This window comes from Rhodococcus sp. BE178, assembly GCF_050433545.1.
Classification (GTDB): Bacteria; Actinomycetota; Actinomycetes; order Mycobacteriales; family Mycobacteriaceae; genus Prescottella.
In genome coordinates this window covers 66,728-87,679 of record NZ_JBNPXA010000007.1, presented here as the reverse complement: position 1 = coordinate 87,679, position 20,952 = coordinate 66,728, and the positions used below count along the sequence as shown (strand labels likewise).

The window sequence follows — 20,952 nt, the reverse complement described above, 5'->3', positions numbered from 1 at the left end:
CCTCCGCTCGACAGTCGTAGGGTCCCTTCACACGCTCCCAGCGTGTGAAGGGACCCTTCCGCCGTTTCGGGAGACCGAGTTTCGGGGGGACTTTCACACCTGCACGGGCCGGCTCGTGGGGCGCCGGACGACACCCGCGAAGCACGCCGCCACCAGTACGCAGGCCAGCGGCACCACCATCGCGACGGTGAGCGGCACCAGTTGGGTGACCCACCCGATGGTCGCGGGCCCGGCGAGGAAACCGATGTAGCCCATGCCCACGACGCGCGACATGTTCGCGCCCGCCGCGCCGGTCCCGAGATTGCCCGCGGTCGTGAAGATCTGCGGCACGCACCCGGACAGGCCCAGGCCGAACAGTGCCCACCCGAGCAGCGTCGTCGGCAGCCACTGCGAGACGATCACCAGCGCCATGCCGGCCGCCGCGATGAGCGTGCCGTACCGGACGATCGCGACGGGACCAAGCGCCGCGCTGACACGGTCGGCGGTGAAGCGGCCCAGCGTCATCGTCAGCGAGAACCCTCCGAACGCGAGCGCGGCGACGGCGGCGGTCGTGTCGAGATGCTCCTTGACCTGCAGCGTGCTCCAGTCGTTCGCGACCCCCTCCGCGAGCATCAGCACGAACGCGACCGCACCGAGTGCGACCACCCGGGTCGAGTACCGCCCCCGTGGCCGGGTCTCGTGATGCTCCGGCTGTGGATGCGCGGACGGCGGCAGCAGCCGCGTCGTGCAGACGGCGATCCCCACGAGACCGACCACTGCGGACCCGCCCAGCGCGACGAGCGGCGACCAGCCCGCGGCCAACGTCGCCGCCCCGACGAGCGAGCCGGCGACGCCGCCGATCGAGAACATGCCGTGGAACGCCGACATGATCGGCCGCCGGTACGCCTGCTCGACGTAGACGGCCTGCGAGTTCATCGCGACGTCCAGGGCGCCGTTGCCGAACCCGAACACCGTGAGCGCCAAGCCGAGCTGCCACGCGTTGCCGGCCAGGCCGGGCCCGATCACGGCGATCGACAGCAGGGTGCCGCTGAGCGCCACCAGCCGTCGGCTGCCGAACCGGTCCGACAGCGGACCCGACAGCTGCATGCCCGCGATCGCGCCCGCCGCGAGGAGCAGCAACAGCGACCCCAGCGTCGAATGGGAGATGTCGGTGCGCGCCTCGATCGCCGGGATGTGGACCACCCACATCGCGAGCAGGAAGCCGTTGATCCCGAACACCCCGAAGATCGCGGCACGCCCCGATCGCAGGTGGAGCGGCCGGTCCGTCTGCTGGGCGTTCACGTACCCCTTTGTACCGAACTCCGGTGCCGGGCGGCCGGACCGGTCACAGCTGCGCGAGCAGGGTCGGTACCGGGTCGGTGAGCGCCGCCCCGAGATCGGCGAGGAACCGCGACGCCTGTTCGCCGTCGACGAGGCGGTGGTCCACCGTCAGGCTCAGTGTGGTGACCTCGCGGATCGCGAGCTGGTCCTCGTGCACCCACGGCCGACGGTTGATCGCGCCGAGGGCGAGGATCGCGGCCTCGCCCGGGTTGAGGATCGGGGTGCCCGCGTCGATGCCGTACACGCCGACGTTGGTGATCGTGATCGTGCCGCCCGACAGCTGCTCGGGGGTCGCCTTCCCGGATCGCGCGGTCTCGCTCACCTCGGCGATCGCCCGGCACAGGTCGGGGAGCGCCAGGTTCTGGGCGTCCTTGATGTTGGGGACGACGAGCCCGCGTTCGGTAGCCGCCGCGATGCCGAGATTGACGTAGTGCTTGGTGACGATCTCCTGGGTGTCCTCGAGCCACGACGAGTTCAGGCCGGGATGCGACCGCAGCGTCACCAGCACCGCCTTCGCGACCAGGGCCAGCGGTGTGAGGTGCAGTCCGGTGAACCGGTCCGACGACCGGAGCTGCTCGAGCAGTCGCACCGTCTCGGTGACATCGGCGGTGAGGAACTCGGTGATCTGTGGGGCGGTGGACGCGCTGCGCACCATGGCCGACGCCGTCTCCCGCCGCACCCCGCGGATCGGGGTCCGGGTCTCCCGCGGGTCCGCCCCGTCGGTCCCGTCGGTCCCGGCCGGGGCCGGCCGCGCCTGGTGCCGGCGCACCGCGTCGGGGCGGGTGGCCGAATCCCGGTGTACCGGACCGGCACGACGGTGCCGGCGGCTCGGGGCGGGGGCGGACGGCCCGTAGCCGACCAGCACCGAATCGGCCCGGGACGTCTCCGCGGCCGGCTTCGGGGGCGTCGCGGAGTCGGTCTCCACCCGGATCAGGGACGCGCCCACCGGCACGGTGTCGCCGGGCCGGGCGAGCAGTTCGCGTACGATACCGGCGAACGGCGACGGCAACTCCACCAGCGCCTTCGCGGTCTCGACCTCCCCGATCGCCTGGTTGAGCTCGACGGTGTCGCCGACGGCCACCGCCCACGACACCAGTTCCGCCTCGGTCAGTCCCTCCCCGAGGTCGGGCAGCCGGAACTCCTCGATCCGCGTCATGATGCGAGTGCCTCGCTACTCATGCCGCGAGCACCTCGTCGACAGCGCCGAGGATGCGGTCGGCGTCGGGGACGTGATGCTTCTCGAGCTTGGCCGGCGGGTACGGGATGTCGAAGCCGCCGACCCGCAGCACGGGCGCCTCGAGCTGGTAGAAGCACCGCTCGGCGATGCGCGCCGCGATCTCCGCGCCGAGGCCGACGAACACCGGGGCCTCGTGCGCCACGACCAGCCGACCGGTCCGCCGCACCGACGACTCCACGGTGTCGAAGTCGATCGGGGACAGCGACCGCAGGTCGACCACCTCGAGGGACGTGCCCTCGGACTCGGCGATGTCCGCGGCCTGCAACGCCGTCGGGACCATCGAGCCGTAGGCGACGAGCGTGGCGTCGGTGCCGGGCCGGACGATCCGGGCCCGATGCAGCGGCAGATCCGGGGGAGCGTCGACGTCGACCTCGCCGCGATCCCAGTAGCGACGCTTGGGTTCGAGGAACACGACGGGGTCGTCGAGGGCGATCGCCTGCCGGATCATCGCGAACGCGTCCGCCGGGGTGCTGGGGCTGACCACGCGCAGCCCGGCGGTGTGCGCGAAGTACGCCTCCGGGGACTCCGAGTGATGCTCGACCGCGCCGATGCCGCCGCCGTACGGGATGCGAATCGTCAACGGCGCCTTCACGTGACCGCGGGTGCGGTAGTGGATCTTGGCGACCTGCGAGACGATCTGGTCGAATGCGGGATAGACGAAGCCGTCGAACTGGATCTCGCACACGGGTCGATAGCCCCGCAACGCGAGCCCGAACGCCGTTCCCACGATTCCGGATTCGGCGAGCGGGGTGTCCATGACGCGGGCCGGTCCGAAGTCCTTCTGCAGTGCGTCGGTGATCCGGAAGACGCCGCCGAGCTTGCCGATGTCCTCGCCCATCAGCACCACCTTCGGATCGTCCTCGAGCGCCCTGCGCAGTCCCGCGTTCAGCGCGGCGCCGAGGGCCATCGTGGTCGTGGGTGTCGTGGTGGTCATGACAGGGCCTCCTCACCGGCGGTCAGCGTGTCGAGGTACGCCCGGTACTCGGCGCGTTCCTCGTCGAGCAGGGGATGGTCGGTGGCGTACACGTGCTCGAACAACTCGTCGACATCCGGGTCGAGCGCCTCGAGTGCCCCGGCCCGCAGCCGGGCGGCGACCTCGTCGGCACGGGCCTGCACCCGGTCCGCGAGGGCGTCGTCGAACAGCCCCTCGCGTTCGAGGAGACGGCGCATCCGGTCGATCGGATCGCGCGCCTTCCACACCTCCGATTCCGCCGCGGTCCGATACCGGGTGGGGTCGTCGGAGGTGGTGTGCGGGCCCATCCGATAGGTGATGGCCTCGACGAAGGACGGCCCGCCGCCCTCGCGCGCGTGTCGCGCGGCCTGGCGGGTCACCGCGAGAACGGCGAGCACGTCGTTGCCGTCGACCTGGACCGCCGGCATCCCGTAGCCCGCGGCCCGCGCCGCGATCGGCGCCGGACTCTGCAGATGCACGGGTTCACTGATGGCCCACTGGTTGTTCTGGCAGAAGAACACCACCGGCGCCCCCAGGCTCGTCGCGAAGCCCAGCGCCTCGGCGAGGTCGCCCTGGCTGGTGGCGCCGTCACCGAAGTAGACGACGGTCGCGATCTCCGCGCCGTCCAGGTGCGCGCCGAGGGCGTACCCGGTGGCGTGCAGGCCCTGCGACCCCACCACGATCGCGGGGTTCGTCATGTTCACCGACGCCGGATCCCAGCCCGAGAACGCGCACCCGCGCCACAGCCGGGTCATCACCGCCGGATCCACGCCGCGGCAGTACGCGACGGCGTGCTCGCGGTAGCTGGTGAAGATGTAGTCGTCCGGCTCGAGCGCCCGCACGGACCCGATCTGCGCGGCCTCCTGCCCCAGGAGCGGCGCCCAGATCCCGAGCTGGCCCTGCCGCTGCAGCGCGGTGGCCTCGGTGTCGATGCGCCGGACGACGACGAGGTCCTCGTACAGATCGCGCAGCCGGTCGGGACCGTTGTCGGCGACCAGCGCTGCGTAGTCGGGGCGGTGCACGCGTCGTCCGTCGGGTTGGACCAGCTGCACCGGGAAGGCGATCTTGTCGGCCATCGTGGGTCACCTCGCTGCCGGGATCCGGGGCCGCCTCGTGAGCGGACGCCGAATGCAAGTGCTCTACCTCACAGCATCCACCGTCCCGCGATCTGCGCAAGCGAAGTTGCAACGATTCAGCACAATGCACAACTCCGGGGGTGCTGCGGCGGGCACACTGCGAAATATGACTACTCTGGATGGCACCGATGCCCGACTGCTGCTCGAGCTGTCGCACAATCCCCGCGCGACGGGCGTGGAACTCGCACAGCGGCTCGGGCTCTCCCGCAACACCGTCCAGGCGCGGCTGGCGCGGTGGGAGGGATCCGGTGCCATCGGCGGATTCGACCGGCTGGTGGATCCGCGGGCGCTGGGCTATCCGCTCGCGGCCTTCGTCTCCACCCGGGTGGACCAGCACCAGCTCGACGCCGTGGTCGACGCGCTCGCCGACATCCCCGAGGTGGTCGAGGTGTACGGCATGACCGGCCTGACCGATCTGTCGGTGAAGGTGGTCGCGACCGACGCCGACGACCTCTACCGGCTCGCGGGGCAGATCCTGAAGATCCCGGGTGTCGAGCGCACCAACATGGCGCTCGTGATGCGGGAGTTGGTGGGGCCGCGGACCGCCCCGCTGCTCGAGCGCACCGCCGAAGGCCGCGCGCCGTAATGCCCGCATCGGAGCTTTCGGGCGGCTAGCATCGGCGGACGGATGTTGGCGGGGGTGTGTTCGACGCCGTGGAATCGGCAGTTTCGCCGACTGTTTTCAGCAGCTTGTTCGAACTGTTCAGGTCAAACGGGAGTAGCACACGAGACGCGGCAGGGGAGTGGTGTGAAGTGGGCATTGTGGGTCTCGACGAGGATGCCGTCTCGACATGGATCGCCGGCCTGGGAGTCGGCGCGATAGCGCCGCTGTCGTTCGAGCGGATCGGGATCGGGCAGTCGAATCTCACCTTCGCCGTTCGTGATTCGGGCGGCGGACGCTGGGTGCTGCGGCGTCCGCCACTGGGACAGTTACTGGCGTCCGCGCACGACGTGGTTCGTGAGCATCGCATCCTCGCCGCGCTGCAGGGCACCGACGTCCCGGTGCCGAAAATGCTTGCGTTGACGACGGATCCGGCGGTCACCGATGTCCCACTGGTGCTGATGAGCTACGTCGACGGCCTCGTGCTCGACCACGAAGCCGTGGCCGAGCAGCTCAGCCCCGAGCGCCGCCGCGCCATCGGCCTGTCGCTTCCCAAGGCGCTCGCCAGCATTCACCGTGTGGACCTCGAGAGCGCCGGCCTGCTCGACCTCGCGAGCCACGCACCGTATGCGCAGCGCCAGCTCAAGCGGTGGTCCGCGCAGTGGGCCCAGTCCAAGACACACGACCTGCCCGACATCGAGAGACTCGCCGCCCGGCTCGCGCGCAACGTCCCGGAGCAGACCGAAACCACGCTGGTCCACGGCGACTTCCACCTCAGCAACGTCATCACCTCGCCCGACGACGGTCGCGTCGCGGCGGTGCTGGACTGGGAGCTGTCCACACTCGGCGACCCGCTGGCCGACCTGGGCGGTCTGCTCGCCTACTGGCCCGAACGGGGCGACGGCGTCGCCGGCCCGTTCATGGCGTCGACTCTCGAGGGATTCCCGACGCGGGACGAGCTGGTCGAGGTGTACGTCCACGAGACCAAACGGGATGCGTCCGCGGTCGGGTTCTGGCACGTGCTGGCGCTGTGGAAGCTCGCGATCATCGCCGAGGGGGTGCTGCGGCGCACCACGGACGATCCCCGCAACCGCGCCGAGCGGGGCGGACCGACCGCCGAACTGATCGACGGCGTCGTCAGGCGCGCGGTCGCCACCGCGGATGCCGTGGGCCTGAACTGAGCGGAGTCAGTTGGCATCCGTGGTGAGTAGGTGTGCGGCGCTGCGGATCTCGGGTGGGATCGGGACCGGGCGGCGAGTCTCTGCGTCGACGTAGACGTGGACGAACCGACCTGTCGCCGCGAGGTCGAGCATCCCGTCGCTGTCCTCGCGGAAGATCGCGAGCGCGTACACGATGCTGCTGGTGCCGAGCCGTTCCACGGACAGACCCACGTGCAGCTGGTCGGGGAACGACAGCTCGCGGACGAACCGGCACGACGTCTCGGCGACGATCCCGATGGCCGGCAGCTCGCGGATGTCGAGGCCCGTGCTCGCCATCAGCCATCCGTTGACCGCGGTGTCGAAGTACGAGTAGTAGGTGACGTTGTTGACGTGCCCGTAGTGGTCGTTGTCCGCCCAGCGGGTGGGTACCGGCCACAGTGCGGGATAGGCCTCGGCGCGAGGCTCGGGCTCGTCGGGGGCTGCCATGAGTTCAGACGATAGCGCGGAATTCACGCGGGCAGCTCGTCGTCCGGACGGAGCAGCCGCGGCACGACGAACCACAGCCCCACGAACACCACCGCCGTGGCCGCACCGATCAGTTTCGCGAACCACCCGCCGACGGCCACCTCCGCAACGATCAGGACCGTCCCCGTCATGGTGGCCGCGAGGAAGGCCGAGCCGGCGAGCGCGCACCGGTTGGCGTAGCGCAGGATCTCCTCCCGACGCCGGTGCCGGAACAGGATCCGGTGCCACACCGCCGGCGCGATCAGCAGCGCCGACGACGCCGCGGCGCACAGCATCGTCACCAGGTGCAGTCCCCGGACATACGCCGACTGCTCCGCGTAGACGTCGGTGAACACGATCGCGAGCAGGAACGCGAACAGGATCTGCACTCCCGCCTGCGCCACCCGCAGTTCCTGCAGGAGCTCGCTGAAGTTGCGCGCCAGGCGTGCGCTCGGCGTCTCTCCCGGTTCGGCGGGCGGCAGTTCGGCCATCTAGGACCTCGAATACTCCGACGCCCGCCGGATCTGCTCGTCGGTGGGGCGGACTCCGGTGTAGAGCACGAACTGCTCGGCCGCCTGCAGCGCGATGACGTCGGCGCCCGTTACGACGGTCTTGCCGTGCTCGGTGGCGAGCCGGACCAGGGGCGTGTCGGGCGGCAGCGCGACCACGTCGAACACGGCCTGCGCGGCGACGACGGCGGCCTCGGGGAACGGCAGCGCGTCCGATTCGGGGCCGCCGGCCATCCCGATGGGGGTGGCGTTCACCAGCAGTTGCGGGTGCGCGGCGCCGAGTTCGGGCTGCCACTCGAACCCGTAGGTTCGCGCGAGAGCGGTACCGGTGTCCGCGTTGCGGGCGACGACGGTGACGGTCCGGAAGCCGCTGTCCCGCAACGCCGCGACCACGGCCTTGGCCATGCCGCCGCTGCCGGTGACCGCGACCGTGAGTTCCGGACTCAGCTCGGCGCGGTGCAGCAGATCGGCGACCGCCTGGTAGTCGGTGTTGTAGGCGTGCAGTTCGCCGTCCTCGTTGACGATCGTGTTGACCGAGTCGATCGCCGAGGCCGACGGGTGCACCACGTCGACGTGCTCGATGCATGCCTCCTTGAACGGCATCGAAACCCCGCACCCGCGGATCCCGAGGGCGCGGATCCCGGCGACCGCTGCCGGCAGATCGGTGGTGGTGAACGCCTTGTAGACGAAGTCGAGGCCCAGTTCGTCGTAGAGATAGTTGTGGAAACGGGTGCCGATGTTGCTCGGCCGTCCGGACAGCGACATGCAGAGGCGGGTGTCCTTGCTGACATCTCCGGTGATCGTTCGGCTCACCCGTCCACGCTAACCGGCGGCCCGACCTCGCGCGGGGAACTCGTCACGCGCACCCGGCGGCGACATCGTCGATCGCGTCTCGGTCCGCCGCGGTGATCGGCAGTCCCCAGCGCACCGCGACACCGAGATACTTGCCGACGTAGAAGCACCGGTACGCCGGATCCGGCGGCAGCCAGTCCGACGGTGTGCTGTCGCGTTTCGCCTGATTCTCCGGTCCACTGACGGCCAGCAGGTTGTAGGTGACGTCGTTCGCGAAATCACGTCGCCGCTCCGGCGACCACGTGGCGGCACCCATGTCCCACGCCGCGGCGAGCGGGTACACGTGATCGATCTGCACAGCGCCCGCGTCCTGCTTGGTGAACTCGATGCGCCGGCCCGAATACGGGTCGGCGAGCACGCCCGCGATCACGACACAGTCGCGGGTGCCCTCCCGGAACGTGATGTCGGTGAGGTCGGCCGCCAGGACGTTGTTGCGGGTGTCGCAGCCGTCGTGGCCCGCGGGTCCGGAATGGTCGTCGGACCACGACGGGCCGAACACGCAGCCCTGGCCGGCCTTGCAGCCGCGCTGGTAGCCGGGCGCGTCGGGACGGGACGCCACCACCTGGGCACGGGCGAGGAGGTCGTCGATCGCGGCGCGGGTGGGGCTGCCGGGAGCGGGCGCCGACGTGCTCGGCCCGATCGCACACCCAGCCGACCAGGACACCAGCGCGACCGCCGCGGCGCACAGCACAACCCGAACCCGTCTCACCGCTGCCCCTCCCCGGACGCTGACCTGCCGCGGTCAGTGTGCCGGACCGCACCGACAGGGGACGTCAGGAATGCGGGAACTTCGCGGCGCGGATCGAACCGGCGCCGACGCCGTCGTGGCCGATCAGCCACGACCCGCCGTTCTGCCGGCACTCGGCGATGGTGCCGAAGACGCTGAGCAGGAAGTAGATGGCCTGCTCCGGCGAGCTCGTCGTGGCGAGCCGATGCGATTCGCCCTGCTTGGTGACGTCGAGCCACACCCCGGACTGGCCGTCGAGGCGCATCGCGACGATGTGGTCGGCGTCGACGAAGGCGACCTTGCGTTGCTGCCACGGTGTGGTGGGCGAATACACCTGTTCGAAGACCTGAATCATGATCGTCATGACCGCTCCCGGTTGTGCGTCTGCCCAGTATGGGCCTGGTGACGGGGCGAACTCCAGGTTTGTCGGCGGCGGCTGGTTGGATGGACCGCATGCTGCACGGGCTCTGGTCGCCGGGAGCGGGCCTCATGCTGTGGCGAGGCCCGGACTCGGAGCTGCCCGAGTTGCCCGAGGCGCTCGGCCGCGTGCTGCGCCGACGCTTCCGCCGCCACCACACCGTGCACGTGCCCGCCGCGGTCGGGGTGGAGCCGCAGCGGGTGCCGGTCCTGGCGCTGGCTCCGGCCGAGGCCGCCGACGTCCTGCTCGCGGTGCCGGACGGCGTTCCGGGGATCTCGGGCGACCTGCGGTACCTGGCGCACGTGGCCCGCGGCGTCGAACGCTGGGCGCGCGCCGGGCGCGTCGTGCCCGAGCTGTACCGGGCGGAGGGGCACTGGTGGCCGCGGTGGCGGCTGCTCGGTGGCGAGCGGCAGCGCGCGTGGCTCGCGGAGCTGGCCGCGGCGATGCCGCCGGTGCAGCGGCACGAGGGCAGCCCGCGGGAGATCCTCGACGACTTCGTCGCCGAGCTGACCGATGCGGTGGTGCGCGAGCTGCTGGGGGATCGGGACTCGGACCACCCGCTGCTGCGGGCGCTGCTGCGCGGCGAGCCGTACGACGGCGGCAACAACCGGATGGCCAGTGGTCTCGAGGCGTGGCGGGGCAGCCTCACCGTCGACGAACCGGAACTGGTGCTGCGGCTGGTGGAGCCGGAGGGGCAGGCCGAGGACACCGACGAGGCGGGCGCGGAACCCGAACTCCTCGACGACGCGCTGTGGCGCCTGCAGGTGTGCCTGCGGCCCGAGGGTGAGGCGCCCAATCCGATCCTGTTGCATCGCACGGACTCCCGCCTGCTCGAGATCGGGGTCCGCAAGCTCGCGGCCGCGGTCGCGGCGTATCCGCGGCTGCGGGACGTGCCCACCGACCCGGACAGCCTCGACCTGCTGCTGCCCACCCCCGTCGTCACCGATCTGGTGCTGCACGGGGCGCGGGAGCTGACCGCGGCCGGGATCACGCTGCTGTTGCCGCGCGCGTGGGCAGTGGTCTCGCCGTCGCTGCGGGTCAAGGTGTCCTCGCCCCCGGTGCCCGCGGCGGCCGAGGACCGTGCCGTCGGCATGGACGAGATCGTCGGTTACGACTGGGAACTCGCGCTCGGCGACGTCGTGCTCACCCCCGACGAATTGGTCCGGCTGGCGGGCACCCAGAGCGATCTGGTGCGCCTGCGCGGCAAGTGGGTGCAGGCCGATCACACCGTCCTCGCGCAGGCGGCCCGCTATGTGACGCAGCGCAACTCGGGCGAGGACGGCACCCTGGGCGGGCTGTTCGGACAGCTCACCGAGGCGGAGCGTCCCCCGGTGCCGGTGGACGAGGTGCACGCCACCGGGTGGGTCGGCACCCTGCTCGACGGCACCCTCGAGCCGACGCCGGTGCCGCAGCCGGCGGGGCTGCACGCGATCCTGCGGCCCTATCAGCAGCGCGGCCTGGACTGGCTCGCGTTCATGAGCGAGACGGGGCTCGGCGCCGTCCTCGCCGACGACATGGGCCTGGGCAAGACGCTGCAGTTGCTGGCGCTGCTGGCCCACGAACGGTCCGAACATCCGACGCTGCTGGTGTGCCCGATGTCGGTGGTCGGGAACTGGCAGCGCGAGGCCGCCCGGTTCGTGCCCGACCTGCGGGTCCACGTGCATCACGGCGCCGGGCGCAGCCGCGGTGACGAGTTGACGTCGGCGGTGCGCGACAGCGACCTCGTCATCACCACGTACTCGCTGCTGGCCCGCGACGTCGAGGCGCTGGGGGAGCAGGCGTGGCGGCGGGTGGTGCTCGACGAGGCGCAGCACATCAAGAACTCGGCCACCGCGCAGGCGCGGGCCGCGCGCGCCATCCCCGCGCAGCACCGGATCGCGCTCACCGGCACCCCGGTGGAGAACCGTCTCGACGAGCTGCGCTCGATCCTCGACTTCGTCAACCGCGGCATGCTCGGCAGCGCACAGGCCTTCCGGGCCCGGTTCTCCGTGCCGATCGAACGCGAGCAGGACGAGGCGGCGGTGTCCCGCCTGCGGGCGGTGACCTCGCCGTTCATCCTGCGGCGCGTGAAGACCGATCCGACGGTGATCTCGGACCTGCCCGACAAGTTCGAGATGACGGTGCGGGCGAACCTCACCGTGGAGCAGGCCGCGCTGTACCGGGCGGTGGTCGACGAGATGCTGAAGCAGATCAAGGACACCGAGGGCATGCAGCGCAAGGGAGCGGTGCTCTCGGCGCTCACCCGGCTCAAGCAGGTGTGCAACCATCCGGCGCACTTCCTCGGCGACGGGTCCGGGGTGCTGCGCCGCGGCCGGCACCGGTCCGGCAAGCTCGGCCTGGTCGAGGACATCCTCGAATCGGCCACCGCCGACGGCGAACGGGCGTTGCTGTTCACGCAGTTCCGCGAGTTCGGCGACCTGGTGGTGCCGTACCTGTCCGAGCGGTTCGGGGTGGAGGTGCCGTTCCTGCACGGCGGGGTCACCAAGGCGCGACGGGACCGCATGGTCGAGCAGTTCCAGGGCGACGACGGCCCGCCGATCATGCTGCTCTCCCTCAAGGCGGGTGGTACGGGACTGAACCTCACCGCCGCCAATCATGTTGTCCACCTGGATCGCTGGTGGAACCCGGCGGTGGAGAACCAGGCGACGGACCGGGCCTTCCGGATCGGGCAGCGGCGCGACGTGCAGGTCCGCAAGCTCGTGTGCGTCGGGACACTCGAGGAACGCATCGACGCGATGCTCTCCACCAAGCAGGAACTGGCCGACCTCGCGGTGGGCACGGGCGAGCGGTGGATCACCGAGATGAGCACCGACCAACTGCACGACCTGCTCACCCTCGGCGACGAGGCGGTCGGCGAATGAGAGCCTGCACGAGGTGGTGTCGATGAGTCCTCGCGACGGACGCCCGGACTTCCGCGGCTTCGGCCCGCGGCTCCGGGTGGTCGGTGGTGTCGAGGCGCAGTCCAAGCGGGGCGCGTTCGCGCGCGGGTGGTGGGGCCGCGCCCTGACCGAGGTGCTCGAGCGGGCGGGCGACACCGGCCGGCTCAGTCGCGGACGCACCTATGCCCGCGGCGGCCAGGTGGTGGCCCTCCACATCGCGCCCGGACGGGTCACCGGCGAGGTGCAGGGCAGCCAGATCGCGCCGTTCACCTCGGTGCTGACGCTGCGCACCCTCGACGACGACGAGGTGGCGGCGTTCGTGGAGACGGTGCGTTCGACGCCGGGCATCCTCGCTGCGCTCGCGTCCGGCGCTGTGCCGCAGGAATTGGCGCCGATGCTGTTGCCGGGCAGCAGCGGCGAACTTGACTTCGACTGCACGTGCCCCGACCCGGGCTGGCCTTGCAAGCACGTCGCGGCCGTCGCCTACCTGCTGGCCGAGCGGGTGGACCACGATCCCCTCACGATGCTCACCCTCCGCGGCCTGGACCTCGACACCCTGATCCGCAGCGTCGGGGGCGAGGACGAGCAGCCGCCGGCCGGGACCGACGACTACTTCGGCGACGGCGCGCACCTGCCCGAGCTGCCCGCCGTCGAATACTGCGCGGCAACGGACGACCTGGACCCCGCGCTGCTCCGCAAGGTGTTGCAGGCCGACACCGACGATCCCTCCGAAGTGGTGTCGGCGCTGCGTGACCTCGGCGCCTGCTACCGCGCGCTCGGCGCACGCGATCCGCGACGGCGGTAACGGGCGACCGATCCGCCCGGATACACCGGGTATGAACAGGATCAGGATTACCGCCGCCGTCGCGCTCGTGGGTGTGCTCCTGCTCGTTGGTGGTGGCGTCGCGAACGCCAGCCCTCCGGGTCCGAACCCGCTCGGAAGTCTGCCCGAACCACTGTGGCCGCTCGCCGCAGTGGTCGGCCAGATCTTCGCCGACACCTGGAACTTCTTCGCCGGTATCGCCGACCTGATCATGTTCGGCTCGTAGCTCCGCGGGGTGTCGCGGGCGCGACCTCGCCCGTCAGGCCGTGGGGACCTTGTCGAGGAACCCGAGAACCAGTCGGATCCTGCCGGTGTGGTCGCGTTCGAGGACGTCGAACCCGACCACCAGCGCCTCGCCGTCGACGGGGCCGAGTTCCCACGTGAAGCGGGCCTGATCGTGGTGTGCGTCGATGCCGCCGGCCAGTTCGAAACGCATGCCGGCGAACTGTTGCTGCACGGAGCCGATCAGCGCGCTCACCGCGGCCGGACCGTCGGCGGCGCCGATGGGATCGACGTAGCGGCCGTCGTCGGCCCACAGTTCGGCGACCATCGCGTCACGCTTGCCGGTGTCCGTCTCGTTCCAGGTGGCCAGGTAGCGCTGGACCAGGGTGTCGAAGTCGTTCATCGTTCGCTCCTTCGTTTCCGGTGGGCTGCCGGTCGGCGGCCTGCGGGAACGAATCTGCCCGGCATGCGGCGTCCGGTCGATTACCTCGGAGGTAATGGGGACCGTTCCCCGGAGCTTCTACTGTGGTGCCATGACCGCGGCACAGGAGACGACCACCGAGCCGGTCGGGGAACTGCTCCGCCGGTGGCGGGGACATCGGCGGATGACCCAGCTCGACCTGGCCAATCGCGCCGAGGTGTCGACGCGGCACGTCAGTTTCCTCGAGACCGGCCGCGCGCAGCCGACGCGGGAGATGCTGCTCCGTCTGGGCGAACAGCTCGACATTCCGTTGCGCGACCGCAACACGCTGCTGCTGGCGGCCGGCTTCGCCCCGGCGTTCCCTGAACACGTGCTCGCCGACGTCCCGATGTCGGCGGTGGTCGACGCCGTCGCGCAGATTCTCGCGGCGCACGATCCGCTGCCGGCGGTCGTCGTCGACCGGCACTGGAACATGATCGATGCCAATTCGGCGATCGGACTGCTCACCGACGGCGCCGCCGCCTGGCTGCTCGAGCCGCCTGTCAACGTGCTGCGGTTGAGCCTGCACCCGGACGGGATGGCGCCGCGCATCACCAACCTCGGGCAGTGGCGGGCACACGTGCTGCACCGGCTCGACCACCAGATCGAGGCGACCGGGGACCGCGAGCTGCGCTGTCTGCGCGACGAACTGGCGGCCTATCCCGGTGGGGAGAGCGCGGTTCCTCAGGGCGGGGTCTCGCTCGTGGTGCCATTGCGCCTCCGCGTGAACGGTCACGATCTCGCGTTCCTCAGCACGACAACGGTATTCGGCACCCCGATGGATGTGACGGTGTCGGAGTTGGCGATCGAATCGTTCTTTCCGGCCGACGCTGCGACCACCCGGTTCCTCGCGGCGAGCGGAGCCCGGTGACGGCGCGGCGACCGATGGCAGTGCTCGCGGCCGCGACCGTGTGCGGCGCGGTCCTGTCCGGTTGCGGCGGCGCGACCGAGACGGACACCTCGCTGTCGCTCGGGTGGGGTCCGTGCGGCGACCTGGCCGACTACGTGACGGATCTGGGCATCGACCCGGGCGTCGTCGAGCGTCTGCAATGCACGAGCGTCGACGTGCCACTGAACTACGACGACCCCGACGGCAGGACAGTGGAACTCGCACTGAGCCGGATCACCGGAACCGATCCGGGCGCCCCCACGCTGTTCGTCAATCCGGGCGGTCCCGGAGTCGAGGGACGCAGCATGGCCGCGGCGGTCGCATCGTCGCTCGGTGTCGGCGGCACGGTCGTCGGCATCGACCTGCGCGGGACCGGTGCCTCGACCGGCCTCGCGTGTCCCGAGCCCGATGATCCCGACACCGACGACGACGCCGCCCTCACCGCGTACGCCGAATCGATCGCGGAGGCCAACGCGGACTGTGTCGGCGTCGATCCCGGCCTCGTCGCGAGCATGACCACCGCGAACGCGGCCCGCGACCTGGACGCGGTGCGGCGGGCCCTCGGTCTCGACACCGTCGACTTCCTCGGTGTCTCGTGGGGCACGGTCCTCGGGGCGGAGTTGCAGTCCCGCTTCCCCGAACATCTGCGCCGCGTGGTGCTCGACAGCATGGACTACACGGGTACATCCGCTGCCGAGGCTCTGCGAGTGCTCGCGACCGCCGACCCGGATGCTGCGCCCGGGCTCGTGCCCGAGCCGAACGACATCGTGCCGGAGGGGGAGGATGCGCCCGCCCCCGACGAGCCCGACGTGCCGTCGGACACTGATCCCGGCGCCGCGGGCGACGACACGCCGCTCGATCCGTCGACCGAGGACTTCCTGGAACACGCGGTGAACCCGACGGCGGGAACCGCGTACATCTGCAACAGCCTCGGACCCGTCGGCGACACCGAGACCCAGCTGGCCGAGCATCGGGCGCTCAACGCCGACATTCGACGAGACCCGCAGCGGCGCATCGAATTCCCGGCCGACTCCGACGTGCCCGGCATCAGTCTGTGCACGGGCTGGCCACTCGACGGAGAGCCGACTTCCGTGGCGAACACCGGCACCGACCTGCTGATCATCGGGCACCGCGACGAGTTCGTGACGCCGTACCCGTGGGCACTAGACGCGCACGACGCGATGGGCGGTCGGCTCCTCACGATCGAGGACAGCGTGCACGGCTCGACGGTCGGCTCGAGTTGCGGTGGGCTGGTGACCGAGTTCCTCGCGTCCGGCCGTGTCGTGCAGGACGACTGCGCGCCGCAGTGACGGTGCCAGCGTGCAGGCTCGTCACCGGCACCGGCCTGCACCCGTTCACCTCGACGATGCGGTGGTGTGCCGGCTGAGACGGTCCGTCGCGTGCGTACTCCCCACACCTTCTCTGTCGCCAAGGCGGCCAACTTCGGGGCTCGTCGATGCCTCGACGGGATCTGCATTCCCGAGATCAGGCACCGGAACTGAACCATGACCGTCGGTGGAGGACTGGGTGCCCCAGATGCGACCGGCTTGTGTCGGAGATCACGATCAATTATTGTCGACAATCGTCAATCGATTGACGATGAAGGGATGTCGAAGTGGGGAAACTCGTGAAACTCTCGCTCAAGGACCGGCTCGTCGCGGAGCTCAGCCGGAAGATCCTCAACGGCGAGCTGGCTCCGGGTTCTCGCGTGATCGAGCAGGAACTGGCGGACGAGTACGGCGTCAGCCGATCGGTCGTCCGTGAAACTCTCGTCGTTCTCGAACTGCAGGGCTTGATCATTTCGACGCCCTATACCGGTACCGAAGTGGCCTCGATCTCTCGCAACGAGGTAGAGGGACTGCTGCTGCCCATCCGAGTCGATGTCGAGCAGTTCGCCCTGAAAGAGGGGCTGAAGCGATTCGACTCGGACGTGTTCGACGCCTTCTCGGTGGTGCTCGCGGACATGGAGCGCGCCGTCGACGGCGGCGATATCGAGGCCTTCAACATCGCCGACATCCGATTCCACGAACTGATCGTCGATTCATGCGATTCGGTGACCGCCCGCAGCATCTGGGATTCCATCCATCAACGGATTCGGATGCATTTTGCCCTGCAAACCGGTAGGACCGGGGCCCTTACCTCATTCCTCGAGGACCACCGTCGACTCGTGGACACCTTCCGTACCGGGGATCTCGACAGCAGCCTCGCTGCCCTCAAGGCCCACATTCTCGATACCAATTCCCCCCACCTGGACGTGCTGGGTGCCGAACGCGCCGAGTGAGCGCATCTCGCTTCATAGGAGAAGAAATGACCGCAGTGGATACCGCGCCGGCGGTAGCGGAAGCGTCGGCGGCTCGTCGACCGAGAGTGGATCTCGTCCTGGCAATCGGCGCCCTCGTCGTTGTCGGGTTGGTCGTCGTCGCGCTTTTGATCTGGCCGGACCAAGCGCAGAACGGCGCGAATACGGTGTTCAACGCCTCGACACGCATATTCGGTGCGCCGGTCCAGTTGATGGGCTTCGGCTGTTTCATCCTTGCCGTCGGGCTTGCTATCTCGCGTTTCGGAAAGATCAAGCTCGGCGAGGGCAAGCCTGAATACTCCACGCCCAGCTGGCTGTTCATGTTCATCTCCGCCGGCCTCGGCTCGGCGACGATGTACTGGGCTTTCATGGAGTGGGCGTACTACTACCAAACGCCAGGACTCAACATCGAACCTGAGTCTCGTGAAGCGATGGACATGGGAATCGCCTATGCGTTCTTCCACTGGGGTCCGATTGCTTGGTCGATGTACGTGGTGGCGGGCATCTCGATGGCGTACTACTTCCACGTTCGGCGGGGACGACGACTCAGTTATGCCGGCAACATCGAGGCCGTAAACGGGCGTATGCGCGCCGGCGGCGTCTGGGGTCGTGTGATCGACCTGCTGTTCCTCTTCGGTACGTTCGGTGGCCTGATCCTCACGGTCACGGTCACGGTGAATACGGTTTCGGCCGGTGTATCCGGGCTGGCCGGAGTGGAGGACTCGTTCTGGATCAAGGCCGTGATCCTGGCTGGGTCTACCTTGGTGTTCGGCTTGAGCTCGTTCATCGGTATCGACAAGGGCTTGCAGAAGCTCGCGAAGATCGCGGTCCTCGCTGCGTTCGGCTTCGCTGCAGTCGTGTACATCATCGGCCCGACCGAGTTCATCACCAACAACATCACCAACGGTCTCGGGCTCGAGATCCAGAACTTCGTCCATATGTCGTTGTTCACCGATCCCAATGGTGGGGGCTCGTTCACGCGTGACTGGACCGTCTTCTACTGGTTGTACTGGATCTCCTACCTGCCCGGTGTCGCGATCTTCATTGCGCGAGTCTCCAAGGGCCGCACCATTCGTCAGACGGTGATCGGGCTGGTAGTGGGCGGGTGCGCCGGAATCATGTTCTTCTTCGGCGTGTTGTCGAGCTACGCGATGAACGAGACCGTCAACGGCACCGTCAACGCGCCCGAGCTGCTCACCACGCGCGGTGGCGACTTCGCGGTGGCGCAGCTGCTGAACTCCCTGCCGCTGGGGCAGGTGTTCTCGGTGGTCTACTTCGTGATCATGCTGCTGTTCTTGGCGTCCCACATGGATGCCACCTCGTTCACAGTTGCGGCGGTGAGCACCCGAAACCTCCCGGTGGGCACCGATCCCGCTCGCGGCCTCCGTCTGTTCTGGGTCGTCATGCTCGCAGCGATTCCGATGGCGATGTTGGCGATCAACGCAAACCTCGGGACGCTCAAGACAGGTCTGACACTGACCGCGATTCCGTTTCTGTTCCTGCTCGGGATGCAGATCGTCGGCCTCACCCGGTGGCTTCGGCAGGACGGTCCCCGAGTCGATCCCGAATCCGGGCTCGTGCGACCGGAGGAGATTGCGGACCCAGCGGAAGACGCGTTGGAGAAAGAGAGCAGCACGCCGCGATGAAGATCATTGACGTCGAGCCGATCTGGCTCCGGGTTCCTGGGTTGACCGAGCAGTGCGAGTGGGGTGAGGACGCCTTCCTCGTCCGGGTTCACACCGATCAAGGACTGATCGGCATCGGCGAGGCCGACAGCTCTCCTGCCGTGATGTGTGCGCTCGTGGACACACCGTCGTCGCATTCCACCAGCATCGGCCTGCGCGAGATCCTGGTCGGCGAGAATCCGCTCGACATCGAGCGCGTGTGGCGAAAGATGTACGAGTACTCGTCTTACATGGGCCGCCGCGGCGCTGCCATTCACGCCATCAGCGCAATCGATATCGCCCTGTGGGACATCGCGTCGCAGTACTACGGTGAGCCGGTCCACCGGCTCCTCGGCGGCCGGGTGCGCGATCGGATCCCCGCCTACGGCACCTTCATTCCTGACGACGACCCCGATGCGAACCGGCGCATCGTCGCAGGACTCCAGGAGGAGGGCCTGAACCGTATGAAACTGGGCGGGGGATTGTTCGGACTCGATCCCGAGCATGATGCCGCGGTACTGCGGTCGGTACGTGACGAAGTGGGCGCCGATGCCGAATTGGCCGTCGACCTCGTGTACCGGTGGCGGAACTACCGGTATGCGCAGGAGCAGGAACGGCGCATGTCCGAGTTCGGTCTGTCCTGGATCGAGGAGCCGCTCGCAGCAGATGACCATTACGGGTTGAGGCGCCTCGCCGAGGCGTCGGGCACACCGATCACAGGTGGAGAGTGCCTGACCACACGAGCCGAGTTTGCCGAGTTCATCCGTGAGACAACGCCCGACATCGTCCAGCCGGACATCACCCGATGCGGTGGGATCACCGAGATGCGGCGGATCCAGGCACTGGCCGACGAGTACAGCACCCGCCTGGTCCCGCACGGATTCAGCACCGGCATTCTGCTGGCGGCCACGGTGCAATTCCTCGCGGCAACGCCTGGCGGCGACCTGGTCGAATACTCGCGCAGTACAAGCCCGTTGTCGACGAGTTTGGTGACGAACCCGCCGCCTCTTGTCGATGGACACGTTCTGGTCAGCGATCGTCCCGGCCTCGGAATCGAACTGGACGAGGACCTGCTCGAGCGGTACCGGGTCAGGATCGGCTGGGGTGGGCAATCATGACTGCATCGAACTTCGATCGAGGAATCGCCGAATCCCGCGTTGCAGAACCGGGGTTCATCGAGTCCGTCGATGTCTTCGTCCTCGCGAATCCTGACGCTCGATATCGCACCTCTGCGCACTACGACGAGCTGCACATCACCAACACGATCGTTCGGATCACCGCAAGCGACGGTCGATTCGGGGTGGGTGCGGCGATTTCGTGGACGGAGGGCGGTGTCGACGTCGCACTGGGACATGCGATCGAGCATGTCGGTAGTGCGCTGATCGGGCAGGATCCGACCCAGCGCGAACGTCTGCATGTGCTGATGGCGAACCGGTGTGCCTCGATGCTTCCGGTTTCGCTGGCGCCGCTGGACATTGCATTGTGGGATCTCGAGTCGAAATCCTTGGGTGTGCCGCTGTACCGACTACTGGGCGGGTTCCGCCACGAGATTCAGGCGTACGCGAGCACGCCCTTCTTCCCCACGATCGGTGAGTACTTGGATGCGACGGCCGAGTACCTCGATGCCGGGTATCGGGCCGTCAAATTCCACACTTGGTGCTACCCGGACCGTGACCTGGAATTGGTCGACGCGATTGCCGAGCGCTACGGGCATCTGGATGTCGCATGGATGCTCGACGTCGAGGGCCGGTACAGCCGTCGCGATGCGCTCCGGGTCGGCCGGCGGCTCGAGGAGTTGGATTACACGTGGTTCGAGGCGCCCTTACCCGACGCCGACCTCGACGGATATCGATGGTTGCGGAGCAAGCTTGGAATCGAGATTCTGCCTGCAGGCAATGAGATTCTGACGCCCGAGCTCATCAGATCCGGTATCGAGGCGGGTTGTTGGGATCACGCGCGCGTCGATGCCACGCTGGCCGGCGGCATTACCGGTGCGCGCCGCGTGATGGAACTTGCCCGTGCGAGTTCGATGAATGTCGAGCTTCAATCCTGGGGGTACACGCTCTCCCAGGCGGCAAACCTCCACCTCATGCTTGCCTATCCGAATTGCCGCTACTTCGAACAGGCTATGCCCATCGAGCCGATGGAGTTCGCGGCCCTCGACCACATCAGAGTCGACGACACCGGACATGTGCGAGCACCCAACAAACCGGGCCTGGGAGTCGACTTGGACTGGGATCTGGTCGAGGCAACGTGCTTACGGCGCATCACGATCGGATAGAACGGCCTGCCTTGGGAGC

Annotated in this window: 21 protein-coding genes; 11 read left to right on the top strand and 10 right to left on the bottom strand. The window is 68.8% G+C overall.

Annotated elements, in window-relative coordinates; all coding sequences use genetic code 11:
* Nucleotides 1-93: 93 nt before the first annotated feature.
* From J2X34_RS14600 to pdhA, 4 genes are all read right to left on the bottom strand, one after another.
* Nucleotides 94-1,188 carry an MFS transporter gene (locus tag J2X34_RS14600; protein ID WP_429518173.1) on the bottom strand — a complete coding sequence of 365 codons (1,095 nt, stop codon included), beginning with the start codon at nucleotides 1,186-1,188 and terminating at the stop codon, nucleotides 94-96.
* A 136-nt stretch (nucleotides 1,189-1,324) separates the two neighbouring features.
* Entirely contained in the window at nucleotides 1,325-2,476 is a 1,152-nt protein-coding gene (locus J2X34_RS14595) for a dihydrolipoamide acetyltransferase family protein (RefSeq protein WP_429517982.1), read from the bottom strand.
* Nucleotides 2,477-2,495: 19 nt separating this feature from the next.
* Entirely contained in the window at nucleotides 2,496-3,491 is a 996-nt protein-coding gene (locus tag J2X34_RS14590; RefSeq protein WP_429517979.1) for an alpha-ketoacid dehydrogenase subunit beta, read from the bottom strand.
* Nucleotides 3,488-4,585, bottom strand: coding sequence for a pyruvate dehydrogenase (acetyl-transferring) E1 component subunit alpha (gene pdhA / locus J2X34_RS14585; RefSeq protein ID WP_429517974.1), 1,098 nt, complete (start codon nucleotides 4,583-4,585; stop codon nucleotides 3,488-3,490). The genes J2X34_RS14590 and pdhA overlap by 4 nt, the downstream gene beginning before the upstream one ends.
* 166 nt (nucleotides 4,586-4,751) lie before the next feature.
* On the opposite strand from pdhA, the gene J2X34_RS14580 reads away from it, so the two are divergent.
* Nucleotides 4,752-5,231, top strand: coding sequence for an Lrp/AsnC family transcriptional regulator (locus J2X34_RS14580; protein WP_114722237.1), 480 nt, complete (start codon nucleotides 4,752-4,754; stop codon nucleotides 5,229-5,231).
* Between the two features lie 167 nt (nucleotides 5,232-5,398).
* The gene (locus J2X34_RS14575) at nucleotides 5,399-6,427 is read left to right on the top strand and encodes a phosphotransferase family protein (protein WP_429517972.1); all 1,029 of its coding nucleotides are present in this window, start codon (nucleotides 5,399-5,401) and stop codon (nucleotides 6,425-6,427) included.
* 6 nt (nucleotides 6,428-6,433) lie between these two features.
* Here J2X34_RS14575 and J2X34_RS14570 read toward each other — a convergent pair whose 3' ends face one another.
* The 5 genes from J2X34_RS14570 to J2X34_RS14550 all read right to left on the bottom strand — a co-directional run bounded on the left by J2X34_RS14570 (nucleotide 6,434) and on the right by J2X34_RS14550 (nucleotide 9,362).
* Nucleotides 6,434-6,892 carry an acyl-CoA thioesterase gene (locus J2X34_RS14570; protein WP_174909428.1) on the bottom strand — a complete coding sequence of 153 codons (459 nt, stop codon included), beginning with the start codon at nucleotides 6,890-6,892 and terminating at the stop codon, nucleotides 6,434-6,436.
* A gap of 23 nt (nucleotides 6,893-6,915) precedes the next feature.
* Nucleotides 6,916-7,401, bottom strand: coding sequence for a DUF6328 family protein (locus tag J2X34_RS14565; RefSeq protein WP_429517970.1), 486 nt, complete (start codon nucleotides 7,399-7,401; stop codon nucleotides 6,916-6,918).
* Nucleotides 7,402-8,232, bottom strand: coding sequence for a shikimate 5-dehydrogenase (locus tag J2X34_RS14560; protein ID WP_174909432.1), 831 nt, complete (start codon nucleotides 8,230-8,232; stop codon nucleotides 7,402-7,404).
* Nucleotides 8,233-8,275: 43 nt separating this feature from the next.
* Complete coding sequence (locus J2X34_RS14555) at nucleotides 8,276-8,980, bottom strand: HNH endonuclease family protein (protein WP_429517968.1); 705 nt, start codon at nucleotides 8,978-8,980, stop codon at nucleotides 8,276-8,278.
* Between the two features lie 64 nt (nucleotides 8,981-9,044).
* On the bottom strand, nucleotides 9,045-9,362 hold the full coding sequence (locus tag J2X34_RS14550) for a hypothetical protein (RefSeq protein ID WP_429517966.1): 318 nt from the start codon (nucleotides 9,360-9,362) through the stop codon (nucleotides 9,045-9,047).
* 89 nt (nucleotides 9,363-9,451) lie between these two features.
* Between J2X34_RS14550 and J2X34_RS14545 the strand changes: the two genes are divergently transcribed.
* The 3 genes from J2X34_RS14545 to J2X34_RS14535 are packed head-to-tail and all read left to right on the top strand — an operon-like array spanning nucleotide 9,452 to nucleotide 13,344.
* Nucleotides 9,452-12,277, top strand: coding sequence for a DEAD/DEAH box helicase (locus J2X34_RS14545; RefSeq protein WP_429517962.1), 2,826 nt, complete (start codon nucleotides 9,452-9,454; stop codon nucleotides 12,275-12,277).
* Nucleotides 12,278-12,299: 22 nt separating this feature from the next.
* Nucleotides 12,300-13,100, top strand: coding sequence for an SWIM zinc finger family protein (locus J2X34_RS14540; RefSeq protein ID WP_429517960.1), 801 nt, complete (start codon nucleotides 12,300-12,302; stop codon nucleotides 13,098-13,100).
* 31 nt (nucleotides 13,101-13,131) lie between these two features.
* Nucleotides 13,132-13,344, top strand: a complete 213-nt coding sequence (locus tag J2X34_RS14535; RefSeq protein WP_114722229.1) for a hypothetical protein — start codon at nucleotides 13,132-13,134, stop codon at nucleotides 13,342-13,344.
* Between the two features lie 33 nt (nucleotides 13,345-13,377).
* Here J2X34_RS14535 and J2X34_RS14530 read toward each other — a convergent pair whose 3' ends face one another.
* The gene (locus J2X34_RS14530) at nucleotides 13,378-13,743 is read right to left on the bottom strand and encodes a nuclear transport factor 2 family protein (protein WP_429517958.1); all 366 of its coding nucleotides are present in this window, start codon (nucleotides 13,741-13,743) and stop codon (nucleotides 13,378-13,380) included.
* A gap of 130 nt (nucleotides 13,744-13,873) precedes the next feature.
* Between J2X34_RS14530 and J2X34_RS14525 the strand changes: the two genes are divergently transcribed.
* The 6 genes from J2X34_RS14525 (at nucleotide 13,874) to J2X34_RS14500 (ending at nucleotide 20,933) form a co-directional block, all read left to right on the top strand.
* Nucleotides 13,874-14,671 carry a helix-turn-helix domain-containing protein gene (locus tag J2X34_RS14525; protein WP_174909439.1) on the top strand — a complete coding sequence of 266 codons (798 nt, stop codon included), beginning with the start codon at nucleotides 13,874-13,876 and terminating at the stop codon, nucleotides 14,669-14,671.
* A complete protein-coding gene (locus J2X34_RS14520; protein WP_429517955.1) occupies nucleotides 14,668-15,999 on the top strand; it encodes an alpha/beta fold hydrolase in 1,332 nt (443 codons plus the stop codon). The genes J2X34_RS14525 and J2X34_RS14520 overlap by 4 nt, the downstream gene beginning before the upstream one ends.
* A 305-nt stretch (nucleotides 16,000-16,304) precedes the next feature.
* On the top strand, nucleotides 16,305-16,970 hold the full coding sequence (locus J2X34_RS14515; protein ID WP_114722226.1) for a GntR family transcriptional regulator: 666 nt from the start codon (nucleotides 16,305-16,307) through the stop codon (nucleotides 16,968-16,970).
* Between the two features lie 26 nt (nucleotides 16,971-16,996).
* Nucleotides 16,997-18,634, top strand: a complete 1,638-nt coding sequence (locus J2X34_RS14510) for a BCCT family transporter (protein WP_429517953.1) — start codon at nucleotides 16,997-16,999, stop codon at nucleotides 18,632-18,634.
* Nucleotides 18,631-19,770, top strand: a complete 1,140-nt coding sequence (locus J2X34_RS14505; protein ID WP_429517951.1) for a mandelate racemase/muconate lactonizing enzyme family protein — start codon at nucleotides 18,631-18,633, stop codon at nucleotides 19,768-19,770. Before J2X34_RS14510 ends, J2X34_RS14505 begins: the two co-directional genes overlap by 4 nt.
* A complete protein-coding gene (locus tag J2X34_RS14500) occupies nucleotides 19,767-20,933 on the top strand; it encodes a mandelate racemase/muconate lactonizing enzyme family protein (RefSeq protein WP_114722223.1) in 1,167 nt (388 codons plus the stop codon). The genes J2X34_RS14505 and J2X34_RS14500 overlap by 4 nt, the downstream gene beginning before the upstream one ends.
* The last annotated feature ends 19 nt before the right edge of the window (nucleotides 20,934-20,952 follow it).

What these genes read in the sequence shown, in the direction of transcription:
- J2X34_RS14600 (WP_429518173.1), bottom strand. Translation starts at nt 1,188, where the DNA reads ATGTGGGTGGTCCACATCCCGGCGATCGAGGCGCGCACCGACATCTCC.
- J2X34_RS14595 (WP_429517982.1), bottom strand. Translation starts at nt 2,476, where the DNA reads ATGACGCGGATCGAGGAGTTCCGGCTGCCCGACCTCGGGGAGGGACTG.
- J2X34_RS14590 (WP_429517979.1), bottom strand. Translation starts at nt 3,491, where the DNA reads ATGACCACCACGACACCCACGACCACGATGGCCCTCGGCGCCGCGCTG.
- pdhA (WP_429517974.1), bottom strand. Translation starts at nt 4,585, where the DNA reads ATGGCCGACAAGATCGCCTTCCCGGTGCAGCTGGTCCAACCCGACGGA.
- J2X34_RS14580 (WP_114722237.1), top strand. Translation starts at nt 4,752, where the DNA reads ATGACTACTCTGGATGGCACCGATGCCCGACTGCTGCTCGAGCTGTCG.
- J2X34_RS14570 (WP_174909428.1), bottom strand. Translation starts at nt 6,892, where the DNA reads ATGGCAGCCCCCGACGAGCCCGAGCCTCGCGCCGAGGCCTATCCCGCA.
- J2X34_RS14565 (WP_429517970.1), bottom strand. Translation starts at nt 7,401, where the DNA reads ATGGCCGAACTGCCGCCCGCCGAACCGGGAGAGACGCCGAGCGCACGC.
- J2X34_RS14550 (WP_429517966.1), bottom strand. Translation starts at nt 9,362, where the DNA reads ATGACGATCATGATTCAGGTCTTCGAACAGGTGTATTCGCCCACCACA.
- J2X34_RS14545 (WP_429517962.1), top strand. Translation starts at nt 9,452, where the DNA reads ATGCTGCACGGGCTCTGGTCGCCGGGAGCGGGCCTCATGCTGTGGCGA.
- J2X34_RS14540 (WP_429517960.1), top strand. Translation starts at nt 12,300, where the DNA reads ATGAGTCCTCGCGACGGACGCCCGGACTTCCGCGGCTTCGGCCCGCGG.
- J2X34_RS14535 (WP_114722229.1), top strand. Translation starts at nt 13,132, where the DNA reads ATGAACAGGATCAGGATTACCGCCGCCGTCGCGCTCGTGGGTGTGCTC.
- J2X34_RS14530 (WP_429517958.1), bottom strand. Translation starts at nt 13,743, where the DNA reads ATGAACGACTTCGACACCCTGGTCCAGCGCTACCTGGCCACCTGGAAC.
- J2X34_RS14525 (WP_174909439.1), top strand. Translation starts at nt 13,874, where the DNA reads ATGACCGCGGCACAGGAGACGACCACCGAGCCGGTCGGGGAACTGCTC.
- J2X34_RS14510 (WP_429517953.1), top strand. Translation starts at nt 16,997, where the DNA reads ATGACCGCAGTGGATACCGCGCCGGCGGTAGCGGAAGCGTCGGCGGCT.
- J2X34_RS14505 (WP_429517951.1), top strand. Translation starts at nt 18,631, where the DNA reads ATGAAGATCATTGACGTCGAGCCGATCTGGCTCCGGGTTCCTGGGTTG.
- J2X34_RS14500 (WP_114722223.1), top strand. Translation starts at nt 19,767, where the DNA reads ATGACTGCATCGAACTTCGATCGAGGAATCGCCGAATCCCGCGTTGCA.